The following is a 20,829-nucleotide window of genomic DNA, read 5'->3' as shown; positions in this document are numbered from 1 at the left end:
ACGACCGGCCGCCGGCTCAGGCGACGCCGGTCAGGCTCAGGTCGGACAGCCGGGCCGGCAGGTCCCGGCGCCGCTTCACGTGCAGTTTGCGGTAGATGCGGGTCAGGTGCTGCTCGACCGTTGACACGGTGACGTAGAGCTTGGTCGCGATCTCCCGGTTGGTGTGCCCGCGTGAGGCCAGCAGCGCCACGCGCGCCTCAGCCTCCGACAGGACCTCGGCCTCCTTGGGGAGTTCGGCCTCGCGGCCGGCGCCCTCGGCGGGCTCGGCGCCCGGCTGGCCGCCGGGCATGAACTGCCGGCACAGCGGCTCGGCGCCGCAGGACTTGGCGACGTGCCAGGCCTTGCGGACGAGGATCCGGGCGCGGTTGAAGTCGCCCAGCGCGCGGTACCCGCGGCCCAGTTCGCCCAGTGCCACGGCGAACTGCAGGCGGTCCTCGCCGTTTTCCAGCAGCTCGACGGCCTCGGTGAGGCGCCCCAGCCGGTACTTGAGGTCGCCTCCGGTGCGGGCCAGCATGAGCAGCAGCGCGCCGCGGGAGCGGCTGCCCTCGATTCCGGTGTCGCGCCGGCTCTGCTGTTCCGCGTACTCGCGGGCGCGTCCGGTGTTGCCGAGGGCCAGCCAGGCCTCGGCGGCGTCCAGGCGCCAGGGGACGAGTTCCACGGCGTCCATGTCCCAGGCCTCCATCAGTTCGCCGCACGTGAGGAAGTCGCGCAGCGCGCCGTGGTAGCGGCCGGTCGCCAGGTGGCAGCGGCCCCGCGCCCTGAGGTAGTGGAGCCCGAGGAAGGTGGAGAACATGGCCTCGGGGACGGGCTGTTCGAGCAGGCTCATCGCCTCCTCGTGGTTGCCCATCTGGACCTCGGCCTCGATCAGGATGGACAGCGGCAGGGCGATGCCGACGCCCCAGCTCTGGGTGCAGATCCGGGAGAGTGCCTGGCGGGCCTGGGCCGCCGCGCCGGGCAGGTCGCCCCGGCGCAGGGCGATCTCGGCGCGGACGACGCCGAGGGCGGCGTCCCAGGTGGGGGCGTTGCGCGCGGAGCACTCGCCGAGGAGCCGTTCGCACCACGCGAGCGCGAGGTCGAGGCGGCCCGCGTAGACCAGGGTCAGCAGGGCGACGACGAGGGGCTGTACGGTGCGGTCGCCCAGGTGGTAGCGCTGCAGGACCTCGGTGGCCTCGGCGATGGCGGCGTCGGCCCGCCGTTCGCGCAGGGCCGTCAGGACGGTCCCGGCGGCCTGGACGTAGGCGCAGTCCGCCGCGTCGTAGCCGGCCGTGGCCGGTCCGGCCGCGACGGGAGCGTTCGCGGCGCCGGGCGGCGGGCCGGCGGACGGGGCGGCGTCCGGGAGGAGGGCGGCGAGCGGCGGGCTGATCGTCGTCAGCCAGGTCCGGGCGGTGGCGAGGGTGGCCGGTCCGTACGCCGGTTCGGCTGCGGCCAGGTGGTGCCGCAGTGCGTCGCCCGTGCCCTCGATCTGTCCCATCCACACCAGCGCCGACACGGCCTGGATCACGTCGGGGTCGGAGAGCCGGCCCGCAGCCAGTTCGCGGCAGAGCTGCCGCAGGTGGCTCTCGGCGGCGGCGGGGCTGCTGCGCCACACCAGGCTCACCAGCCGGGACTTGAGAGCGGCGCGCCGCGGGCCCTCGGGGCACGAGGCGACGGCCAGTTCCCAGCAGTGCAGGGCGAGTTGGTCCTGGTCGTCGATGAGGGCGTACTCGGCGGCCTCCTGGAGGACGGGGATCGCCCACTCCTCGACGTGCCGGCGGGCGGCCACGAGGTGGCGGGCCACGTCGAGGCAGGCGGCGCCCTCGTGGTGGAGCAGCTTGGCGGCCCGCAGGTGGAGCGCGGACAGCGCGGCGGGCGGCGCCGCGTCCAGGACGGCTTCGCGGGCGGCGGGGCTGCGGAAGTCGCCCTTGTGGAGCACGCCGCAGCGCTCGAGGTCCTGCAGTGCCTGCTCGGTGGGCTTCACGTGCAGGTCGACGATGTGGCTGAGCTGTACGGCGGAGCAGCCGTCGCCGAGGACGGAGACGCCGCGCGCGACGGTCAGCATCTCGGGGTCGCCGCGGTGCAGGCAGTCGAGGACGGCCTGCCGGAAGGTGTCGCCGGGGCCGGCCGTGGGGCCGTCCTCCAGCAGTGCTTCCAGCAGCAGCGGGTTGCCGCCGGTGGTCTGGTGGATGCCGGCCGAGAGCCGGCGTACCGCCGCCTCGGGCAGGTGGTCGCCGAGGACGCCCGCGGTGCCCTCGGGGGTGAGCAGCCGCAGCCGGATGCCGGTGCAGTTGGGCTGGCGCTGCAGCTCGGCGTGGAAGGCGAGTTGCGCCGGTCGCAGCCGTACGGCCTCGGTGAGCACGATCAGCACGCGGGCCTGGCGCACGCGGCGGGCGAGGCAGAGCAGGAAGTGCAGGGAGAGCTCGTCGCCGTGGTGGACGTCGTCGACGGCGATGACGACGGTCCGGTTCCCGGCGAGCCGCAGCAGGGCGGTCGACAGGTGTGGCATGACGCGCATGCCGACCTCGGTGCCGTCGGCGGTCTGCGCCGTCTCCTCGGCGGCCGTGTCCAGCAGTTCGGTGGCGTACGCATGGACCTCGGGCGACAGCTGTCCGGCGCTGTCGAGGATCCTGCGCAGGATGCCGAAGGGCAGGTAGCGCTCGGAGCGGGATCCCGAGGCTTCGAGGACGAGCGCGCCGGCGGAGACGGCCTCGTCGGTGAATTGCTCCAGGAGGCTGGTCTTCCCGCTCGCGACGGCCCCATTGATCACTGCGACCCGCCCCCGGCCGCGCATCGCGCTGCCGAGGAGTTCGTTCAGGGTGCCCAATTGCTTCTCGCGCTCGAACAGCCTTGCCGACACGGAGTTTCCCCTCCTGGTACCACACGTCTACGGAGGACGTGACGACAGCGGGCCGTGCCGGTGGGCCGGGGCCGTGCCGTCTTGTCACCTGTGCACCGCAGGGCTCGTGCAGACTGCCGGGCCGTTGTGCCGGCCCTGCCCCCATGCGGTTGACCGCCGTGACGTCGATGTCCGGCGGGTTCCGCCCCCGTTGTGCCCGAAGTCCCTGGTCAGTGGGTCCGGGCAGCCGAGGTCAGTGCCTCGGAGACGAGCTTCATGATGTGTTCCTGATGGTTCGCCAAGAAGAAGTGACCCCCGGCGAAACAGTGAATTTCGAACTCGCCGGTCGTGTGCCGCGCCCAGGCCTCGGCCTCTTCACGGCTGGTCCTCGGATCCGTTTCGCCGGTGAGCACCGTGACGGGCGCGCGCACGCCGTCCTCGGGTGTCGCGCGGTAGTTCTCCACGGCGGTGTAGTCGCTGCGGATGGCGGGCAGCACCATGCGGAGGATCTCCTCGTCGCCGAGGATCCGCGCGTCGGTTCCGCTGAGTTCACGCATCTCCGCCACGACGCCGTCGTCGTCGCGCAGGTGGACGGTCTCGTGCCGGTGGCTCGACGGTGCGCGGCGCCCGGAGGCGAAGATCCGCAGCGGGCTCACACCGTGGTCGCGCTCCAGCCGCCGTGTCACCTCGAAGGCCAGGACGGCGCCCATGCTGTGCCCGAAGAAGGCCAGCGGGCGGTCGGTCCACGGCAGGAGTTCCCTGGTGAGCGCGTCGGCGTAGACGGCCATGTCGGTGATGCCCGGTTCGTCCCTGCGGTCCTGCCGCCCGGGGTACTGCACCGACAGGACGTCCAGGTCGGGGGCGAGCGCCTGCGACATGGGGAAGTAGAACGAGGCCGAGCCACCGGCGTGCGGCAGGCAGACCAGGCGTACCCGGGCCCCCTCCGACGGGTGGTAGCGACGGATCCAGCGGCTGGAGACCAAGTTTTCTGCCACCTGAATGAGACTTTCCACTCAACGTCGGGATGGGATCGCGTGCCCGATGCCCTCATGGGCATGAACACGTTTCCTTCACAGCGCCATGTCTAGCAGAGCGGCAGAAGCGGGGAGTACCCCTAATCGGCACCCCTACGGGCAGCGAAACACCCCTGGTGGGACGTCCGCCGGCCAAGCCCCTACGTCCCGGTCGCGGCGCCGCCGCGCACCAGCCCGGGGGTGTGCCGGTGCGCGGCGGCGGTCCGGGGAACCGGAGTGCGGGGACTACCGGTTGTGGCGGACGACCTGCGGGGCGATGTCCTCGGTGAAGGTCTCGCCCTCGGTGGACTTGAGCGTGGCGGCCTTGGCGGCGGTGGTGCCGCAGAACGCGGCTTCGAGGGTGCCGCCGAGGACGGTGTTGACGGTGCCGTTGTTGGAGGTGTTGGCCATGGACGTCATGCTGCGCTTGCCGTCGGCCGTGGTGAACGCGTACGTGTAGAAGCCCTGTACGGTGCCGGTGTGGCCGTAGACGGTCACGCCGCAGGACAGCTTCCTGGCGCGCAGGCCGAGCCCGTAGGACTGGGTGCCGTCGGCGTTGACCGGGACCATGGTCATCATCTGCTGCAGCTGCGCCGCGGGCACGAGCCTGCCGGAGACCAGGGCGGAGAAGAACCGGTTGAGGTCGGCGGCGTTGGAGATCACCGCGCCGGCGGACTGGGCCCAGGAGACGGTCTGCTCGGTGGAGTCCACCAGCGGCAGGGTGGTGTCGTCCGGGCGCAGGTAGCCGTGGGCGTGGGAGCCGGAGATGGCGGTGTCCGGGTGGACGTAGGAGGTGTTCCTCAGCTTGAGGGGAGTGAAGATCCGCTGCTGGTAGTGGGTCGCCATCGGGACACCGGTGACGTCCTCGATCAGCGCGCCGAGCACCACGAAGTTGGTGTTGGAGTAGCTGTAGGCCGCTCCGGGCTCGTTGGTCGGCTCGTGGGCCGTGGAGAGGTCGATGAGCTCCTGGTAGGTGAAGACCTTGTTCCGTACCGATTCGAAGCCCGGGACGGTGTAGTAGAACATGTCGTTGGTGTAGTCCCACAGGCCGCTGCGGTGGCTGAGCAGGTGCCGCACGGTGATGCGGTCGTCGGGCAGCGGCCGGGCCAGGTAGGCGTTCGCCGGGGCGTCGAGGTCGATGCGGCCCTCGGCGACCAGTTGCATCAGCACCACGGTGGTGAAGCTCTTGCTGACGCTGCCGACCCGGAAGCGCCGGTCCGCGTCCATCGCGGTACGGGCGACGGTGTCCGCCTGCCCGGAGGCGATGCGGTAGCTGACGGCTCCCGAGTCGATACGGGTCAGCGCGCCCGGGGCGCCGTTCGCCATCGCCTGCTTCTGGACGGCCAGGACACCGGCGATGTCCGGGGCGGCCGGCGACGGAGTCGCGGCGACGGCCGGCGAGGCGGCCAGGGTGGTGATCACTGCGGTGCTCGCGAGCGTGATGCTCGCAATGGTGAAGCGCATCCGGTTCTCTCTGTCGTCGGTCAAGGAGCGCGGGACGGAGTCACGCGGGCCGAACGCCCGCAGCGCTCACGGCTCCACGTCAACTGACCGGCCCCGCACCGGTTCTGTGACAGCGACGGTAGCTCCCGATGCGCCGGCCGCAGGGGCGGCACCACTACATCCGGCCATCGCCAAGGCACCGTGAAACCAGGGCACTGACGCATTCGGCCGGGGGCCGGCCGCCCCACCGCTCGCCGCCCCACCGCTCGCCGGCTCACGTCTTCCGTACCGGATGCTGTCCGACCGCTTTTGGTTGCCCACAATTAACTTGCATGCGAGGCACTGTCGCGCTAGGTTTCTCGGTGTCGGCAGGCGCCACAACGGCGCACCGGCGAAGGACACGACCCACCACGCCCGAGGAGAACGACCGCCATGAACGACACGACCGCCAACGACACGACCGCCACCCGTCCCGCCCCGCACAAGCCCACGGTCGTCCTGGTGCACGGCGCCTTCGCGGACTCCTCCAGCTGGAACGGTGTCGTCGCGCACCTGCGGGAAGCCGGCTATCCGGTCGTCGCGGCCGCCAACCCGCTGCGGAGCCTCGCCACTGACGCCGCGTACGTCGCGAGCGTGGTGGAGGGCGTGGAAGGCCCCGTCGTCCTCGCGGGGCACTCATACGGCGGCGCCGTGATCAGCGCGGCGGCCGCCGGGAACGCCGACGTCAAGGCCCTGGTGTACATCGCCGCCTTCATCCCTGAGAAGGGCGAGAGCGCCCTGGAGCTGTCGAACAAGTACCCCGGGAGCACCCTCGGCCCGGCCCTCGACGCGCGGTCCTTCCCCCTGGCCGACGGCGGCACCGGCACCGACCTCTCCATCAGGGCCGAGGCGTTCCACGACCAGTTCGCCGCCGACGTGCCCCACGCCGTGACCGACCTGATGGCCGCCACCCAGCGCCCCGTCGCCGCCGCGGCGCTGGAGGAGCCGGCCACGGCCGCCGCGTGGCGGACGATCCCCTCCTGGAGCCTCGTCGCCACCGCCGACCGCAACATCCCGCCGGCCGCGCAGCGGTTCATGTCCGAGCGCGCCGGAGCCCACACCGTGGAGGTCGACGCCTCCCACGCGGTCTCCGTCTCCCGGCCCGAGGCGGTCGCCCGCCTCATCGAGCAGGCGGCCGCGAACGCCGCCCGCTGACCCCGCCGTTGCCCGGCGGCCCGGCAGCCACTAGATTCTCCCAGGTGACTGCCGGGTCGGCCGCGAGCCATGCACGAACAGGGTCCCCGGCCCCGGCGTGAGCACGGGGCGGGCAAGAGCCCCGCCTCCCCTTCCGAGTCTCCTCGCGGCGCCTCCACACGGCGCCTCTCCCAGCGCACCCGAGACCCGGAGAACGATGCCACCGATGCAGAACGACCAGCGCGGCGCCCACCCGTCCGAGCCGCCACCGGCCCCCGCCCAGCTGAACCACACCGCCGTCTACGCCCGGGACCGGCGGCTGTCGGCCGAGTTCCTCGCCGTGGTCCTGGGCCTGGAGGTCGGCGCCCCCTTCGGGCCGTTCCTCCCGGTGGAGCTCGGCAACGGCGTCACGCTCGACTACTACGAGAAGCGCGACGAGCCGGTCCAGTCGCAGCACTACGCGTTCCTGGTGACCGAGGAGCAGTTCGACGCGGTCATCGCCAGGCTGCGGGCGGTGGGCGTCACTCACTACGCCGACCCCGGTCACACCGAGCCCGGCCGGATCAACCGCCTCTTCGGCGGCCGCGGCGCGTACTTCGCCGACCCGGACGGCCACAACCTGGAGGTCATGACCCGCCCCTACGCCCGCCCGTAGGCGACGGCGGACGCCGGAGCGTTCCTTCGGCCCCGACTCCGACCCGGCCCCGGGGCCGGGCTCCAGGAGCCCGGCCCCCCGGTCCTTCGGCGTCGACCGCGCACGGAGAACCGGCGGTTCGGCGGACCGGCCGTTCAGCCGACGGTGATCACGGTCTTGCCGCGGGCGTGGCCCCGCTCCACGTGGCGCATGCCCTCGGCGGTGTCCTCCAGCGGATGGGTCCGGTCGACGACGGGGGTGAGGCGGCCCGCCTCGATGAGCGCGGTGACGGCCAGGAGGTCCTCGTGCGTCGGTCCGGCGGGGGCCGCCGGGAGGATCACGCGCAGCTGCTGCCGGACGAACGCGTTGGCCGCGACCACGCGCAGCGTCGAACCGACCGCCCCGACCACGCGGCCGGGCGATCCGCCGCCGTTGGCCACCAGGATGCCCGCCGGGGTGAGCGCCCGGCGCAGCCGGCCGGGCGGGTGGTTGCCGACGTTGTCCAGGATGAGGTCGTAGCGCGCGCCGGAGCGCGTGAAGTCCTCACGGGTGTAGTCGACGACGTGGGCGGCGCCCAGCGAACGCACCAGTTCCGCGTTCCCCGGGCTGCACACCGCGGTGACCTCCGCGTCCAGGGCCGAGGCGATCTGCACCGCGAAGCTGCCCACGCCGCCCGCGGCCCCGTTGACCAGAACGCGGTGCCCGGCCTTCGCCTCGCCGACGGTCCGGATGCCGCGCAGCGCGGTCACCGCCCCCATCGGCACCGCGGCGGCCTGCTCGAACGTCAGCCCCTCGGGCTTGCGGACCAGCAGGTCGGCGGTGGTGCGCGCGTACTCGGCGAGGGCACCAGGGCAGAAGCCCAGCACCGCGTCACCGGGCCCGACACCCCGCACCCCGGGGCCGACCGCCTCCACGTGACCGGCCGCGTCGATGCCCGCCACCTCCGTCTTCGGGCGGGTCAGCCCCATGCCGCCCATCAGCCGCGCCACATACGGGTCGCCGCGCATCATGTGCCAGTCGTACGGGTTGAGCGCCGCCGCGCGCACCCGCACCAGCACCTCACCGGCACCCGCCTCGGGCCGGTCGACGTCCTGCAGCCGCAGGACCTCCGGCGGGCCGAACCTCTTCTGGACGATCGCTCGCATCGAGCCCCCCAATGTCCGAACTCCCTTGCCACGCACCGTAGGTGTACGGCGTACACCCGTCAAGGGGCACGGGCAGGGAGCTGGTGGCGGAACGTCGTTTCGCGAGGCCGGCGCGCGCCCGAGCGGCGGGCCGGCGAGTTCGTGCGGCCGGGTCAGGCGGCGAGCCGGAGCCGCTCCAGGCCGTCCAGCATCAGGTCGAGGGCGAACTCGAACTCCAGCTGGTCGTCGCAGCCGCCGCCGACGACGGAATCCGGGTCGTGGGCGACCGCCATGGCCAGCTCGGTGACGTGCGGGTAGCGCGCCGCCATCTCCTCGGGCGGCAGGGCGTCCGGGTCCGGTTCGCCGCCGGGAGTGTCCTCGAACAACTCCTGGGAGAAGCCCAGCACACGGCTGCCCATGATGTGCATCGCGTGGTGGACCAGGTCCACCGTGAACCCCCCGGCCCTGAAGATCCCGATCATCGAGTCCAGGTAGCCCAGCACCGCCGGGGTCGGGGCCGAACGCGCCTTCATCCGGGCCTCGATCACGCCCGGCGCCCACGGGTGGCGCAACAGCATCCGGCGCGCCGACAGCACGCGCCGCCGCACGACCTGCTGCCAGTCCGACTCGCCGGAGGGCGGGTCGATCTCACCGACCAGGGCGTCGATCATGCCGTCCAGCAACTCGTCCTTGTTCGCCACGTGCTTGTACAGCGCCATCGGCACCACACCGAGTGCCGCCGCGATCTTCCGCATGCTCAACGCGGCGACCCCGCCGTCGTCGGCCAGGGCCACCGCGGTGCCCAGGATCCGCTCCCTGCTGAGCGGCTTGCGGGGCCGCGCCGCGGTACCGGACTGCATGGCGATCTCCACCGTCCCTCTCTTCCGACTGCTCGACCGGGCCCGTCGGCGGCACCGGCGGCGCACCCGCGGGCCCGCCCCATCCTCCCCCACATCCGGGGCGGTTGCGCGGGCGGTCAGCCCTCGCCGCGGCGGCGCGGGTGCCGCACGGCGGCCAGGGCGGTGCAGGCGGCGGCCGCCGGCAGCGCCAGGATCTCGGTGCCGGGCATGTCGTCACGCACCAGCAGCAAGGTGGCCGGCGCCACCGCGGCGAAGGCTCCGGCCAGACCGGGACGCACACAGGTCAGCGCCAGCGCGGTCAGCCACGCGGCGGCGAGCGCCGCCGTGGTCGAGCCGGCGTACGCGTAGGAGTTCCACGTGGAGATCACCACGGGCAGCGCCAGCAGCGTCGCCACCAACGGGGCGAGCCGTTCGCCCCGCCACAGGGAGCCGAACGTCAGACGGTCCGGCGTCGGCGCGGTGACCGGGGGCGCGGCCCCGTAGGCACCCGCCGCAGGGGCGACCGTCGCTGTGCAGGCTCCCCAGCGCGTCACGCAGGGCGCCCATGCCCAGGAATCGCCGCTCGGGCTGTTTGGCCAGCGCCCGCAGCACGACGGAGTCGACGTCGCAGGACAGTTGTGGGCGCAGCACCGAAGGCGGCACGGGGTCCTTGGCCGCCCGGGCCGCGCAGCGGCCGAGGCGTCACGGCCGCATCAGGCCGAGGTCCTCGCCCCGCGCGTCCAGCACCTCGCCGTGTCCGGCCGCTCGGGCGACCGCCTCGACACGGGCGAACAGCCGCCGCTGCGCGGACACGTCACCGGTCGCCGAGACGCGGTCCACGGCGTCGAGCAGCACGCCGGTGTCCCAGCCCGGCAGCGGGTACTGGGCGAGCTCCCACTCCAGGTACCTGTTGTACGGGCGGGGGCGGCGCTCGAGGGCGAAGAGCAGCTCGAGCAGGAACGCCATGCTGTCGGCGGCGTCGAGCCGGGCGGCGAGGGCCTGCCCGTCGCGGTGGTTCTTGACGGAGCGATAGAGGGAGTTGGCGTAGGCGTCGAGCCGGCCGGCGGAGACCCGGAACGCCTCGTCGGCACCCAGCCGGGCCTTGTCGGCGAGGGCCCGGGCGATGCCTCCGTCGAGACGGTCGAGCACGACCCGCGCCCGGGCGAGGGCGTAGCGTTCGAAACCGGGCATCCCGGCCGCGCGGAACTCCGTGAGCCGGAGGACGACGACGTCGAGTTCGGTGGTGCGGTGCCCCGCGAACCGGGTGAGGCCGGTGGTGGCGTCATCGGCGACGACCACGTACAGGTCGTGGTCGGAGTGCCGGGTGGCCATGCCGTCGTGGGCTCGCGAGCCTTTCAGGACGAGCCCGACCACGGCTGGATCGGCGGCGGCAAGTTCGACGAACGACTCGTAGGTGAGGGGCTGCTGAACGCTCATGGTGCGGCTCTCCGGCTCTCCGGTGGGGTGACGGCGACGACGGGCACTCCTGCCGGGGCGCCCCCGTCATGGGAGCTCCCGGCACCGTCCGCGGCCGCGCGAGGCGGCCGCCCGGAGGATCAACGCACGCCCGGACCCTATCGCCTGACGGCCTTCCGGGGCAGGGCGTCCGGTGACGGACGGGGAACCGGCCGTGCGCGGCGCCGCGTCCACGCACGGGCGCCGGAGACGGCCGTGGACGCCGCCCCACGGGCCTTCCCGCTCGGGCACCTCACGCCGGTCGGCGCGGCCGGTGCCCGAGCGGCAGGCCCGTCAGGCCAGGTTGCCGGCCGGGATCCGTACCGGTGCGAAGCCTTGCTGGATCCAGTTCGGATAGGCCGCCGGGGGCCGGCTGACCTCGTCGAGTTCGGCGAGGTCCCGCTCGGTCAGGGTCAAGGCGCCGGCGGCGACGTTGTCCGCGAGCTGCGCCGGCGTGCGGACGCCGACGATGACGCTGGTGACGGCGCGCTGCGCGAGCAGCCAGGCCAGCGAGACCTGCGCCGGGCTCACCCCGTGCCGCGCCGCGACGAGCCGGACGACGTCGAGCACCGCGAAGCCCCGTTCCGCGTCGAACGGCACGAAGTCGTAGCCGTTGCGGGCGCGGCGGGAGTCCGGCTCCGTGGCGACCCCGCCGCGGTCGAACTTGCCGGTGAGGAACCCGCCGGCCAGCGGCTGCCACACCGTCAGGGCCACGCCCGAGTCCTCGGCCTGGGGCACCAGTTCGTGCTCGGCGTCACGCGCCACCAGGGAGTAGTGCGTCTGGTTGGCGACGAACGCCGCCTGGTGGTGCAGTGCGGAGATGCCGAGCGCCTTGCTGATCTGCCAGGCGGCGAGGTTGGAGCAGCCGATGTAGCGGACCTTGCCCTGGCGCACGGCGTCGTCGAGGGCGCTCAGCGTCTCCTCCAGCGGCGTCAGGTGATCGTGGTTGTGGATCTGGTAGAGGTCGATGTGGTCGGTCCCCAGCCGGCGCAGGCTGTCCTCCAGGGCGCGCATCACGTGCAGCCGCGACAGCCCCTGGTCATTGGGTCCAGGCCCGACCGGGGCGAGCAGTTTGGTGGCCAGCACCACGTCCCGCCGGCGGCGGCCGAGCGCCCGGCCGAGCAGTTCCTCGCTCTCGCCGTCGGCGTAGACGTCCGCGGTGTCCATGAAATTGATCCCGGCGTCCAGCGCGGCGCCGACCACCCGGTCGGCCTCCTGCTGTCCCAGCGCCCCATGGGTGCCGTAAACGGGGTGGTCCTTGCCGCCGAAGGTCATCGCGCCCAGGGATATCTCGGAGACCCAGACCCCGGTGCGTCCCAGCAGTCGATATTTCACCAGTCACTCCTCATGCGCACACGTGCTTGCCCGTGGCGGCGGGGCCCCCAGCTTTCCGGCCGACACGTCCGGACATAGCGTCCGGAAATTACGCTACACGATGTCCGGACAGCGTGTAATCTGACGTCCGCCGCCGAGCCCACGGCCCTTCGCGACGACCGGCCCACGACCGGCCGCCGACCGACCCACCGCCACGACCCCAGGATCCGGACATGCCCTCGATCACCCGCCGGCGCACCGCGAAGGTCGGCCGCCCCACCTCTGCCGAGGCGGAGGTCCTGGCCGCGACGCAGCGCCTGCTGGCGGGGGGCGCCAATTTCACGGAACTGGGCGTGCAGCGGATCTGCACCGAGGCCGGTGTCGCCCGCTCGACCTTCTACAGCCACTTCCGCGACAAGGTCGACCTGCTGCTGCGGCTGGCGAACCAGCTCATGGCCTCCTCGTTCGACGTCACCTCGGCCTGGCAGCCGTCGGCCGGCGTCGAGGGCCTCGAGGCGGTCTTCCTCGACGTGATCCAGGTCTACCGCCGGCACGCCGCCGTCCGGCGGGCGCTCGCGGAGGTCGCGACGTACGACAGCGCCGTGCGCGACCACTTCACGGCCGAGCTCCACCAGTTCACCGACTGGACGGTCACGATCCTCCGCGCCGAGCAGGCGGCCGGCCGCACCCCCGCCGGCCTCGACTCGGTCGGCGCCACGCGGATCATCGTCATCGGGGGCGAACGCGCCCTGACCGACCAGGTCACCACCGCCGACGCCGCGAGCGACCCCGCGTTCGCCCGCGAGCTGGCGCAGACCTGGTGGCACGGCGTCTACCGCCGTCCCGACGCGTAACGTCGCTCCCGGCCTCGGCCGCCGCCCCGCCCCGCGGACGCGGCCCTGCAGGCGTCTGCCCGGCAGCCCGGCGGTACTAAGGTGGGAGGTGGACGGCGAGAGGATCGGCGACGCGGCGACCGGTCCGTGGCGGGCCGCCACGAGCGGCGGCCGGCACGGATGGTGCCCGCGCCGTCGGGCATCGGGGAGGGACCGGAGGCGGTTCTGAACCATGAGGGACACACATCGGCTGGACCCCACCTCGGCGAACCTCGGCAGCGGCCCCGTGCTCGCCGCGTGGGAACGGTTCGTCCAGGGCGAGGACCATGTCCCCGGCGTCCGGCCGCTGGTGGCGATCTCCTGGCACCGCTGCCGGGAGCGGTACCGGGTCGACCCCCACCTCACGAAGGCCCCGGTGGCCGCCGCGGAGCGGGAACGCGCGCCCGAGGACGACGTCGTCCTCGCCGAGCTGGGCTTCCGCGCCGCCGCCGTGGCGCACGAGGTGGGCGACGTCGGCGGCATCGTCACCGTCGCCGACGCCGGCGGCCGGATCCTCGCCGCGTGGGGTGACCGCACCACGCTCGCCCGGGCCGGCGAACGCAACCTGGCGCCCTGGTTCTGCTGGTCCGAGTGCGCGGTCGGCACGAACGCCACGGGGACGGCGCTCGAGGCGCACGGGCCGGTGCCCATCCGGGGCGCGGAGCACTGGTGCCGGGCCCTGCACGACTGGGTGTGCGCGGGCATCGCGGTGCGTGACGTGGTGACCAGGGAGCCGATCGCGGTCCTCGGCGTCTCATGCTGGCGCGGCGGACTTCCCGCGGGCGTCGAGACCTGGCTGTCGAGCGCCGTCACCATGACCCGGTACCCGCTGAAGACGCGGGCCCGGGACAGCGGTGCGGAGCTGGTCGCGGCGTACACCCGGGCCAGGGCCACGACGGGGGCGGCGCTCGCCGCCGTGGACACCGCGGGCAAGGTGGTGATCGCCGACGACACGGCGAGCGTGCTCCTGGGCGTCCCCGCGTGCACCCCGGCGATCGACCCCACCCTGCGGTGGAACCCCGGCCTGCCGGAATTCCTCGCGGCCGCCCGGTACGCGGGCAGGCAGGCCGTCCACGACCCCGGCTGGGTCGGCTCGACGCAGATCTTCGCCCACCTCGCCGAGGAGCCGACGTCGATCAGCTTCCGGCCCGTCTTCTCCTGCGGCCACCTGATCGGGAACCTGGTCCTGTTCGGGGTCGCCGACGGAGCGCGGCTCCCCCGGGCGGAGGGCTCCGGGCACCCCCGGGTGCCGCCGCGCCGGCTGGTCGCGCTGCGCGGGAACCGGATGGTGCTGCTGCGGCTGCCGGAGGTCTCCGTCGCCGAATCGCACGGGAACGACGTGTGGCTCTCGACCGACCAGGGCCGGCTGCGGGCCGCGTCCCTCAGCCTGGACCGGCTCGACAGCGACCTCGCGGACGTCGGCTTCCTGCGGGTGCACCGCCGGTACGTGGTCAACCTCAGCCGCGTCCGTGAGGTCGAGCGCGGGCTCAAGGGCGAGCTGTCCCTGGTCATGGACGACCGTGCGCACGAGATGGTGCCGGTCTCCCGGCGGAACGCGCCGGCCGTCCGGCGCGCGCTGAACCTCTGAACCCCGACGCCTCCGATACGGAAGGAGATCCCCGTGTCCCAGAATCCGGACGCCGCCACCGGCGGGACGAACGCCGGCGAGGCGGGTGGGCTCGGCCTCTCCGTCCCCGCCGGGCACCACGGCCGCCCGGCCGGCGGCGCGCGCAACCGCGACTGGTGGCCGAACCGGCTCGACCTCGGCATCCTGCGCAAGCACCCCGCCGACGCCGACCCGATGGGCGAGGACTTCGACTACGCCGCGGAGTTCCGCACGCTCGACCTCGACGCCCTGGCGCGCGACGTCGACGAGGTGCTGACCACGTCCCAGGAGTGGTGGCCGGCCGACTTCGGCCACTACGGGCCGCTGGTGATCCGGATGGTGTGGCACTGCGCCGGCACGTACCGCGTCCACGACGGCCGCGGCGGGGCCGGCGCGGGCATGCAGCGTTTCGCGCCGCTGAACAGCTGGCCGGACAACCGCAACCTCGACAAGGCACGCCGGCTGCTGTGGCCGGTGAAGAAGAAGTACGGCCGCAAGGTCTCCTGGGCCGACCTGATGGTCTTCGCGGGCAACCGCGCCCTGGAGACGATGGGTCTGAGGACCTTCGGCTTCGCGGGCGGCCGGGCCGACGTCTGGGAGCCCGGCGAGGACGTCCACTGGGGTCCCGAGCGCGACTGGCTCGGTGACGAACGCCATGGCGGCGTCCGGGAGCTGCAGGAGCCGCTCGCCGCCGACCAGATGGGCCTCATCTACGTCAACCCCGAGGGGCCGAACACGGTCCCGGACCCGCTCACCTCGGCCCGGGACATCCGCGAGACCTTCCGGCGCATGGGGATGAACGACGAGGAGACCGTCGCGTTGATCGCGGGCGGCCACACCTTCGGCAAGACCCACGGCCCGGCCGACCCGGGCACCCACCTCGGCCCGGAGCCCGAGGGCGCTCCCCTCGAACAGCAGGGCCTGGGCTGGAAGTGCGGCTACGGCACCGGGAAGGGCGCGGACACCATCTCCAGCGGGCTCGACGGCACGTGGACCCCCACCCCCACGACGTGGGACAACGGCTTCTTCGAGACCCTGTTCCGCTACGAGTGGGACCTGGAGCTGAGCCCCGCGGGCCTGTGGCAGTGGATCCCGGCCGACGGCGGCGGCGCCGGCACCGTACCGGACGCCCACGACCCGTCGGCGTCGCACGCCCCGACCATGCTCACGACGGACCTGGCGCTGCGGCTGGACCCGGTCTACGGGCCGATCTCACGGCGCTTCCTGGCGGACCCGGAGCTGCTCGCGGACGCGTTCGCCCGGGCCTGGTTCAAGCTGACGCACCTCGACATGGGCCCGGTCCGGCGCTACCTCGGTCCGCTGGTCCCGCGGGAGACGCTGCTCTGGCAGGATCCCGTCCCCGCCGTGGACCACGAACTCGTCGGGCCGGCGGACGTCGCCGCGCTCAAGGAGCGGATCCTCTCGAGCGGTTTGTCGGTCCCCCAGCTCGTCTCGACCGCGTGGGCGTCGGCGTCGACGTTCCGCGTCAGCGACCGGCGCGGCGGGGCGAACGGCGCGCGCGTCCGCCTCGACCCGCAGCGCGGGTGGGAGGTCAACGACCCCGGCACGCTGGCGCGGGTGCTGCGCACCCTGCAGGGGATCAAGGAGTCCTTCGACGCGTCCGGGGCCGGGGGCACGAGGATCTCGCTGGCCGACCTGATCGTGCTCGGCGGGGCCGCCGCCGTCGAGCGGGCCGCCGCGGCGGCCGGCCACGACGTACGGGTCCCCTTCGCGCCGGGACGGACGGACGCCACGCAGGAGTGGACCGACACGGAGTCCTTCGCGGCCCTCGAACCGGTCGCGGACGGGTTCCGCAACTACCACGGGGGCAAGGGCGGCCGGCTGCCGCCGGAGCACCTGCTGGTCGACCGGGCGAACCTGCTGGACCTGAGCGTGCCCGAGATGACCGTCCTGGTGGGCGGCCTGCGGGTACTGGGTGCCAACCACCGGCAGTCGCCGCTGGGCGTGTTCACCTCGCGGCCCGGGGTGCTCAGCAACGACTTCTTCGTCAACCTGCTCGACCCGGGCACCGCATGGGAGCCGGCGTCCGCGGCCGGTGACACCTTCGTGGGGCGCGACCGGGCCACCGGCGAGGTCAGGTGGACCGGCAGCCGCGTCGACCTCGTCTTCGGCTCGAACTGCGAACTGCGTGCCGTCGCCGAGGTCTACGCGAGTGACGACGCGCGGGAGAAGTTCGCGGCGGACTTCGTCGCCGCGTGGGACAAGGTCATGAACCTGGACCGGTACGACCTCCCCCGGCGCTCCGAGCGGTGCCGCACCGGGGACGAACGGTAGCCCGTCGCGGACGAACGGCAGGAGCCGTCCCGCCCGGGCGGACCTCCCTTGTCGCTGTGATCCGTGCGGCGTAGCGTGATTTTCGGGGGCAGATCGACCGCTTTCCCGTCCGCTCCGGTCCGGTGCGGGGCATTCGGCACACGAGGTGCGAGGACGATCCGGACGGACGGCGGAGCGGGATTCGGCATGAGGGGAGTGACGCCCCGATGACGACCATGCAGGAGCGATCCGACCTGCTGGACAAGATCGGGTTGGCCGAACAGAACAAGGCGGCGCTGGGTCAGGTGCTGGGGACCGGGAGCATCGGGTACGCCGTCGAGAAAGCCGACGGCACCATGCAGGCCACCATCCGGATCCACCCGGACGAGCTGGCCTGGGACCCCTCCATCCTGGTCATGCCCCATGGAGGCGATATCGAGCTCGAGCTCCTCAACGACGACCAGAACACGCACTGCGCGCTCCTGCCGAGCAACGGCGACCGGAAGTTCATCTGGCTGGTGAACCACTCGCGCGGCCGGGCGACGCTCAACCTCGACGGACCGGGTTACTACTGGTTCGGCTCGCCCACCGGCAACGACGAGGGCCGGGGGCTGACCGGGGCCATCGTCGTCATGGGGGAAGCTCCGCCGGAGGCCCGCCTCGACCGCCCCGAGCAACCGCGGCCGTAGGCAGAAGCAGGAGGGAGAGGCCGATGACCGTCGACTACGTGGACGCGGGTGAGGCCGTCGACCAGGGCAAGCTGAGCGGCAAGGTGGCGGGCGGCGACGTCGCACCGCCCGTGGTGGCCGGGGTCGACTACGAACGTCTGCTCAACGCGCGCCAGGAGCCGCACAACTGGCTCACCTACTACGGCGCCTACGACGGGCAGCGCTACAGCCCGCTGGACCAGATCAACACCGACAGCGTGAAGCGCGTCGTCCCCGCATGGGTCTTCCAGGCCGGCACGACCGGTCTGATCGCTGGCGCGTCGACCTACTCGTTCGAGGCCGCCCCCATCGTCGTCGACGGGGTCATGTTCCTGTCCGGCTGGGACGGCTGGGTCTGGGCGCTCGACGCGAAGACCGGTGTGGAGATCTGGCGCTACAAGCACGCCGTCCCCTTCGACGTGTCCCTGTGCTGCGGGAACGTGAACCGCGGGGTCGCCGTGGCGCAGGGGAAGGTCTTCACCGTCACGCCGAACGCCCGTCTGCTCGCACTCGACGCCACCACCGGAAAACGGGTCTGGGACCGGACCTACGGTGACGTCCGGGCCGGGGAGAGCGCCACGCTCGCCCCGCTGGTCGTCAAGAACATGGTCGTCGTCGGCAGTTCCGGCGGCGAGTTCGGCGTACGCGGTCACCTCGACGCGTTCGACCTCGGCACCGGCGAGCACCAGTGGCGCTGCTACACGGTGCCCAAGCCCGGGGAACCGGGTTCGCAGACCTGGCCCGCCGACGGCGAGGCCTGGGCGCGTGGCGGGGCGAACTGCTGGGTGACCGGCACGTTCGACCCGGAGACCAACCTGCTGTACGTCGGCACCGGCAATCCGGCACCCGACTTCGACGGAGGTGTCCGCGAGGGCGACAACCTCTTCACCGACTGCGTCATCGCCGTCGACGTCGACAGCGGCCGGTTGCGCTGGCACTACCAGTGCACCCCGCACGACGTGTGGGACTACGACAGCATCGCCGAGTGCATCCTGTTCGAGCGGGACGGCCGCAAACTGCTCGGGCACTTCGACAAGAACGGCTACTTCTTCGTCCTGGACCGCACGAACGGGGCACGGGTCGGGATCACCCCCTTCGTGGACCGCATCACGTGGGGCGCCATCACGAGGGACGGCCGGGTCACGGCCAAGCTGTACCCGGACAAGGAGGGAGAGCCCGTCCACTTCTACCCGGGTCCGGCCGGCGCCAAGGAATGGACCCACGCGGCCTACAGCCCGAAGTCCGGCCTCTTCTACGTCCCCGTCCAGGACACGGGCGCCACAGCCACCCGGCGGCGGCGCGAGTTCAAGGAGAGCATCCCGTACTGGGGCGCGGGCGTTCAGGTGGACATCGAGGACATGGCGGGATCCGTCAGCGCGTTCGACGCCGACGGCGAGGAGAAGTGGCGCTGGCGCAACGAACTGCCGATGTGCGCCTCGGTGCTGGCCACCGGCGGGGACCTGGTGTTCGCCGGAGAGCCCTCCGGGGAGTTCAACGCGCTCGACGCCCGTACCGGGCAGGCGCTGTGGCAGTTCCAGTGCGGGAGCGGCCACCACAGCAGCCCGACCACCTACATGGTCGACGACAGGCAGTACGTCGCCGTACCGGTCGGCTGGGGCGGGTGGGCCGAGGGGTTCCTCCCCGGCATGCTCGGCGCGGGGCACGGCAGCGCCCTGATCACCTTCGCCCTCCCGGAATGGTCGTAGCCGACGGCCGCTGACCGCCGTGTCCGGCGGAGAGGAGGTGAGTCCATGGAATCCCAGCTCATCGTGTGGGAGACGCCCGAGTTCGAGGAGATCCCCGTCGCGGCCGAGGTGACCGCCTACGTCGCCCGGCTGGAGGACTAGAGGGTGCGGGGTGGCGCGCCGGACCGGTTCCGGCGGCCCCCCGGCGGCTCGGGACACCGACATGCGGCCGGGCCCGCGACGGACCCGGTCAGGGGACGAACGGAGGACCGGCGTGCTGGTGCGGGTGCTGGGCTCGGCGGCGGGAGGCGGGTCCCCGCAGTGGAACTGCGGGTGCGCGGTGTGCGCCGCGGTCCGCTCCGGGGCCGGCCCCGCGCGCACGCAGTCCTCGGTCGCCGTCAGCGTCGACCGCCGCCGGTGGTTCCTCCTCAACGCCTCCCCCGACCTGCGCGCCCAGTTCGAGGCCTTCCCGGCCCTGCACCCGCGGGGCGACCGGACGACGCCGCTGGAGGCGGTGCTGCTCACCGACGCCGAACTGGACCACACGCTGGGCCTGCTGCTGTTGCGCGAGGCCCGCGCCCTGCGGGTGTACGCCACGCCGGCGGCGCACAAGACGCTGTGCGACGGCTCGGGAATCCTCAGCACGCTGCGGCACTACTGCACCGTCGAGTGGCGGGCGGTGGTGCCCGGCACCGACCTGGCCCTGGCGGACGGGCTGACCTGCCGGGCGTTCGACGTGCCCACCGCCAAACGCGCCCGGTTCGCGGCCGACCAGGACCACGGCCGCGTCGTGGGCTACCGGCTCACCGACGAGGACGGCGGGGGCACGCTGGTCTACCTGCCGGCGGTGCAGTCGCTGACGCCGGCGCTGCGCACGGAGCTCGAGGACTGCGGATGCCTGCTGTTCGACGGCACCTGCTGGCGCGACGACGAGCTCGTACGGCTCGGCCTGACCGGCCGGACGGCCCGGGAGATGGGCCACCTGCCGATCGACGGCCCGGACGGCGGCCTGGCGCAGCTCCCGTCGCTGCGCGCGGGACGGACGGTCCTCGTCCACGTCAACAACACCAACCCCGTTCTCCTGGAGGACGCGCCCGAGCGGCGTGCGCTGCGGGAGAACGGCGTCGAAGTGGCCACGGACGGCCTCGAGATCCAGGTGTAGGGCCGTGACGACGACACCCACGAGGACGACCGGGCGCAGCGGCGCCGACGACTTCGTCGAGGCGTTGCGGGCCCACTCGCGGCGCTACCACGACCAGCACCCGTTCCACGTCCGGATGAACGCCGGCGGGCTGAGCCGGCACCAGGTCCGCGGCTGGGTGGCCAACCGCTTCTACTACCAGGAGAACATCCCCCGCAAGGACGCCGCGATCCTCGCCAACTGCCCCGACCTGGAGTTCCGCCGCCGCTGGATCCGGCGGATCACCGACCACGACGGCACCGCCGCCGGCGAGGGCGGCATCGAGGCGTGGCTGAGCCTCGGCGAGGCCGCCGGGCTGACCCGCGAGGAGGTCCGCGACCACCGGCACCTGGTGCCCGGAGTGCGGTTCGCCGTCGACGCCTACGTGGACTTCGCCCGGACCCGCCCCTGGGTGGAGGCGGTGGCGTCCTCGCTCACCGAGCTGTTCGCACCCGACCTGATGGCCGCGCGCCTGGCCGCCTTCGAGCGCTGGTACCCGTGGATCGACCCCGCGGGCCTCGCCTACTTCCGGACCCGCCTGGAACAGGCGCCGCGGGACTGCGAGCACGCCCTCCAGGTCGTGACGTCGCACTGCCTCTCCGAAGGGTCCCGGGCACGCGCCGTCGCCGCGCTGTCCTTCAAGTGCGACGTCCTGTGGAGCCTGATGGACGCCATCGACCACGCCTACCCGGAGTGAC

General features: G+C 73.0%; 18 protein-coding genes. 10 read left to right on the top strand and 8 right to left on the bottom strand.

Features of this window, described 5'->3' with window-relative positions; genetic code table 11:
* Nucleotides 1-16 precede the first annotated feature (16 nt).
* The 3 genes from ACFZAU_RS04800 to ACFZAU_RS04790 all read right to left on the bottom strand — a co-directional run bounded on the left by ACFZAU_RS04800 (nucleotide 17) and on the right by ACFZAU_RS04790 (nucleotide 5,289).
* Nucleotides 17-2,833, bottom strand: coding sequence for a helix-turn-helix transcriptional regulator (locus ACFZAU_RS04800; RefSeq protein ID WP_500551090.1), 2,817 nt, complete (start codon nucleotides 2,831-2,833; stop codon nucleotides 17-19).
* A gap of 209 nt (nucleotides 2,834-3,042) precedes the next feature.
* Entirely contained in the window at nucleotides 3,043-3,807 is a 765-nt protein-coding gene (locus ACFZAU_RS04795) for a thioesterase II family protein (RefSeq protein ID WP_500551089.1), read from the bottom strand.
* A gap of 264 nt (nucleotides 3,808-4,071) precedes the next feature.
* On the bottom strand, nucleotides 4,072-5,289 hold the full coding sequence (locus ACFZAU_RS04790; protein WP_500551088.1) for a serine hydrolase domain-containing protein: 1,218 nt from the start codon (nucleotides 5,287-5,289) through the stop codon (nucleotides 4,072-4,074).
* A gap of 411 nt (nucleotides 5,290-5,700) precedes the next feature.
* Here ACFZAU_RS04790 and ACFZAU_RS04785 point away from each other — a divergent pair, with 411 nt between their 5' ends.
* Both ACFZAU_RS04785 and ACFZAU_RS04780 read left to right on the top strand, forming a co-directional pair.
* Nucleotides 5,701-6,462 carry an alpha/beta fold hydrolase gene (locus tag ACFZAU_RS04785; RefSeq protein ID WP_500551087.1) on the top strand — a complete coding sequence of 254 codons (762 nt, stop codon included), beginning with the start codon at nucleotides 5,701-5,703 and terminating at the stop codon, nucleotides 6,460-6,462.
* Between the two features lie 205 nt (nucleotides 6,463-6,667).
* Nucleotides 6,668-7,096, top strand: a complete 429-nt coding sequence (locus ACFZAU_RS04780; RefSeq protein ID WP_500551086.1) for a VOC family protein — start codon at nucleotides 6,668-6,670, stop codon at nucleotides 7,094-7,096.
* A gap of 134 nt (nucleotides 7,097-7,230) precedes the next feature.
* Here ACFZAU_RS04780 and ACFZAU_RS04775 read toward each other — a convergent pair whose 3' ends face one another.
* The 5 genes from ACFZAU_RS04775 to ACFZAU_RS04755 all read right to left on the bottom strand — a co-directional run bounded on the left by ACFZAU_RS04775 (nucleotide 7,231) and on the right by ACFZAU_RS04755 (nucleotide 11,828).
* Nucleotides 7,231-8,220, bottom strand: coding sequence for an NAD(P)-dependent alcohol dehydrogenase (locus ACFZAU_RS04775; protein WP_500551085.1), 990 nt, complete (start codon nucleotides 8,218-8,220; stop codon nucleotides 7,231-7,233).
* Nucleotides 8,221-8,372: 152 nt separating this feature from the next.
* Nucleotides 8,373-9,059 carry a TetR/AcrR family transcriptional regulator gene (locus tag ACFZAU_RS04770; protein WP_500551084.1) on the bottom strand — a complete coding sequence of 229 codons (687 nt, stop codon included), beginning with the start codon at nucleotides 9,057-9,059 and terminating at the stop codon, nucleotides 8,373-8,375.
* A gap of 116 nt (nucleotides 9,060-9,175) precedes the next feature.
* Nucleotides 9,176-9,592 carry a hypothetical protein gene (locus tag ACFZAU_RS04765; RefSeq protein WP_500551083.1) on the bottom strand — a complete coding sequence of 139 codons (417 nt, stop codon included), beginning with the start codon at nucleotides 9,590-9,592 and terminating at the stop codon, nucleotides 9,176-9,178.
* A 148-nt stretch (nucleotides 9,593-9,740) separates the two neighbouring features.
* Complete coding sequence (locus ACFZAU_RS04760; protein ID WP_500551082.1) at nucleotides 9,741-10,475, bottom strand: hypothetical protein; 735 nt, start codon at nucleotides 10,473-10,475, stop codon at nucleotides 9,741-9,743.
* A 312-nt stretch (nucleotides 10,476-10,787) separates the two neighbouring features.
* The gene (locus ACFZAU_RS04755) at nucleotides 10,788-11,828 is read right to left on the bottom strand and encodes an aldo/keto reductase (RefSeq protein ID WP_500551081.1); all 1,041 of its coding nucleotides are present in this window, start codon (nucleotides 11,826-11,828) and stop codon (nucleotides 10,788-10,790) included.
* Nucleotides 11,829-12,040: 212 nt separating this feature from the next.
* Between ACFZAU_RS04755 and ACFZAU_RS04750 the strand changes: the two genes are divergently transcribed.
* From ACFZAU_RS04750 to pqqC, 8 genes are all read left to right on the top strand, one after another.
* Entirely contained in the window at nucleotides 12,041-12,661 is a 621-nt protein-coding gene (locus tag ACFZAU_RS04750; protein WP_500551080.1) for a TetR/AcrR family transcriptional regulator, read from the top strand.
* 211 nt (nucleotides 12,662-12,872) lie between these two features.
* Nucleotides 12,873-14,267 carry a DNA-binding protein gene (locus tag ACFZAU_RS04745; protein ID WP_500551079.1) on the top strand — a complete coding sequence of 465 codons (1,395 nt, stop codon included), beginning with the start codon at nucleotides 12,873-12,875 and terminating at the stop codon, nucleotides 14,265-14,267.
* Between the two features lie 33 nt (nucleotides 14,268-14,300).
* Nucleotides 14,301-16,580: a catalase/peroxidase HPI gene (katG, locus tag ACFZAU_RS04740; protein ID WP_500551078.1), complete on the top strand. Its 2,280-nt coding sequence runs from the start codon at nucleotides 14,301-14,303 to the stop codon at nucleotides 16,578-16,580.
* 206 nt (nucleotides 16,581-16,786) lie between these two features.
* Entirely contained in the window at nucleotides 16,787-17,248 is a 462-nt protein-coding gene (locus ACFZAU_RS04735; RefSeq protein WP_499601191.1) for an MSMEG_3727 family PQQ-associated protein, read from the top strand.
* A gap of 23 nt (nucleotides 17,249-17,271) precedes the next feature.
* The gene (locus ACFZAU_RS04730; RefSeq protein WP_500551077.1) at nucleotides 17,272-18,972 is read left to right on the top strand and encodes a PQQ-dependent dehydrogenase, methanol/ethanol family; all 1,701 of its coding nucleotides are present in this window, start codon (nucleotides 17,272-17,274) and stop codon (nucleotides 18,970-18,972) included.
* Nucleotides 18,973-19,017: 45 nt separating this feature from the next.
* On the top strand, nucleotides 19,018-19,113 hold the full coding sequence (gene pqqA / locus ACFZAU_RS04725) for a pyrroloquinoline quinone precursor peptide PqqA (protein WP_499601189.1): 96 nt from the start codon (nucleotides 19,018-19,020) through the stop codon (nucleotides 19,111-19,113).
* A 112-nt stretch (nucleotides 19,114-19,225) separates the two neighbouring features.
* Complete coding sequence (pqqB, locus tag ACFZAU_RS04720; RefSeq protein WP_500551076.1) at nucleotides 19,226-20,113, top strand: pyrroloquinoline quinone biosynthesis protein PqqB; 888 nt, start codon at nucleotides 19,226-19,228, stop codon at nucleotides 20,111-20,113.
* Between the two features lie 4 nt (nucleotides 20,114-20,117).
* Nucleotides 20,118-20,828 carry a pyrroloquinoline-quinone synthase PqqC gene (gene pqqC, locus ACFZAU_RS04715; RefSeq protein ID WP_500551075.1) on the top strand — a complete coding sequence of 237 codons (711 nt, stop codon included), beginning with the start codon at nucleotides 20,118-20,120 and terminating at the stop codon, nucleotides 20,826-20,828.
* Nucleotide 20,829: the final 1 nt, after the last annotated feature.

The sequence above is a fragment of the Streptomyces sp. NPDC008238 genome, from assembly GCF_042956445.1.
GTDB lineage: Bacteria > Actinomycetota > Actinomycetes > Streptomycetales > Streptomycetaceae > Actinacidiphila.
Note: the sequence above shows the minus strand (reverse complement) of the source record. Positions and strands in the feature narration are given on the sequence as shown.

Bases quoted from the DNA above. Each gene is read 5' to 3' on its own strand.
- ACFZAU_RS04770 (WP_500551084.1), bottom strand. From the start codon at position 9,059: ATGCAGTCCGGTACCGCGGCGCGGCCCCGCAAGCCGCTCAGCAGGGAG.
- ACFZAU_RS04775 (WP_500551085.1), bottom strand. From the start codon at position 8,220: ATGCGAGCGATCGTCCAGAAGAGGTTCGGCCCGCCGGAGGTCCTGCGG.
- ACFZAU_RS04750 (WP_500551080.1), top strand. From the start codon at position 12,041: ATGCCCTCGATCACCCGCCGGCGCACCGCGAAGGTCGGCCGCCCCACC.
- pqqA (WP_499601189.1), top strand. From the start codon at position 19,018: ATGGAATCCCAGCTCATCGTGTGGGAGACGCCCGAGTTCGAGGAGATC.
- ACFZAU_RS04730 (WP_500551077.1), top strand. From the start codon at position 17,272: ATGACCGTCGACTACGTGGACGCGGGTGAGGCCGTCGACCAGGGCAAG.
- ACFZAU_RS04790 (WP_500551088.1), bottom strand. From the start codon at position 5,289: ATGCGCTTCACCATTGCGAGCATCACGCTCGCGAGCACCGCAGTGATC.
- ACFZAU_RS04735 (WP_499601191.1), top strand. From the start codon at position 16,787: ATGACGACCATGCAGGAGCGATCCGACCTGCTGGACAAGATCGGGTTG.
- ACFZAU_RS04780 (WP_500551086.1), top strand. From the start codon at position 6,668: ATGCAGAACGACCAGCGCGGCGCCCACCCGTCCGAGCCGCCACCGGCC.
- ACFZAU_RS04745 (WP_500551079.1), top strand. From the start codon at position 12,873: ATGAGGGACACACATCGGCTGGACCCCACCTCGGCGAACCTCGGCAGC.
- ACFZAU_RS04760 (WP_500551082.1), bottom strand. From the start codon at position 10,475: ATGAGCGTTCAGCAGCCCCTCACCTACGAGTCGTTCGTCGAACTTGCC.
- ACFZAU_RS04785 (WP_500551087.1), top strand. From the start codon at position 5,701: ATGAACGACACGACCGCCAACGACACGACCGCCACCCGTCCCGCCCCG.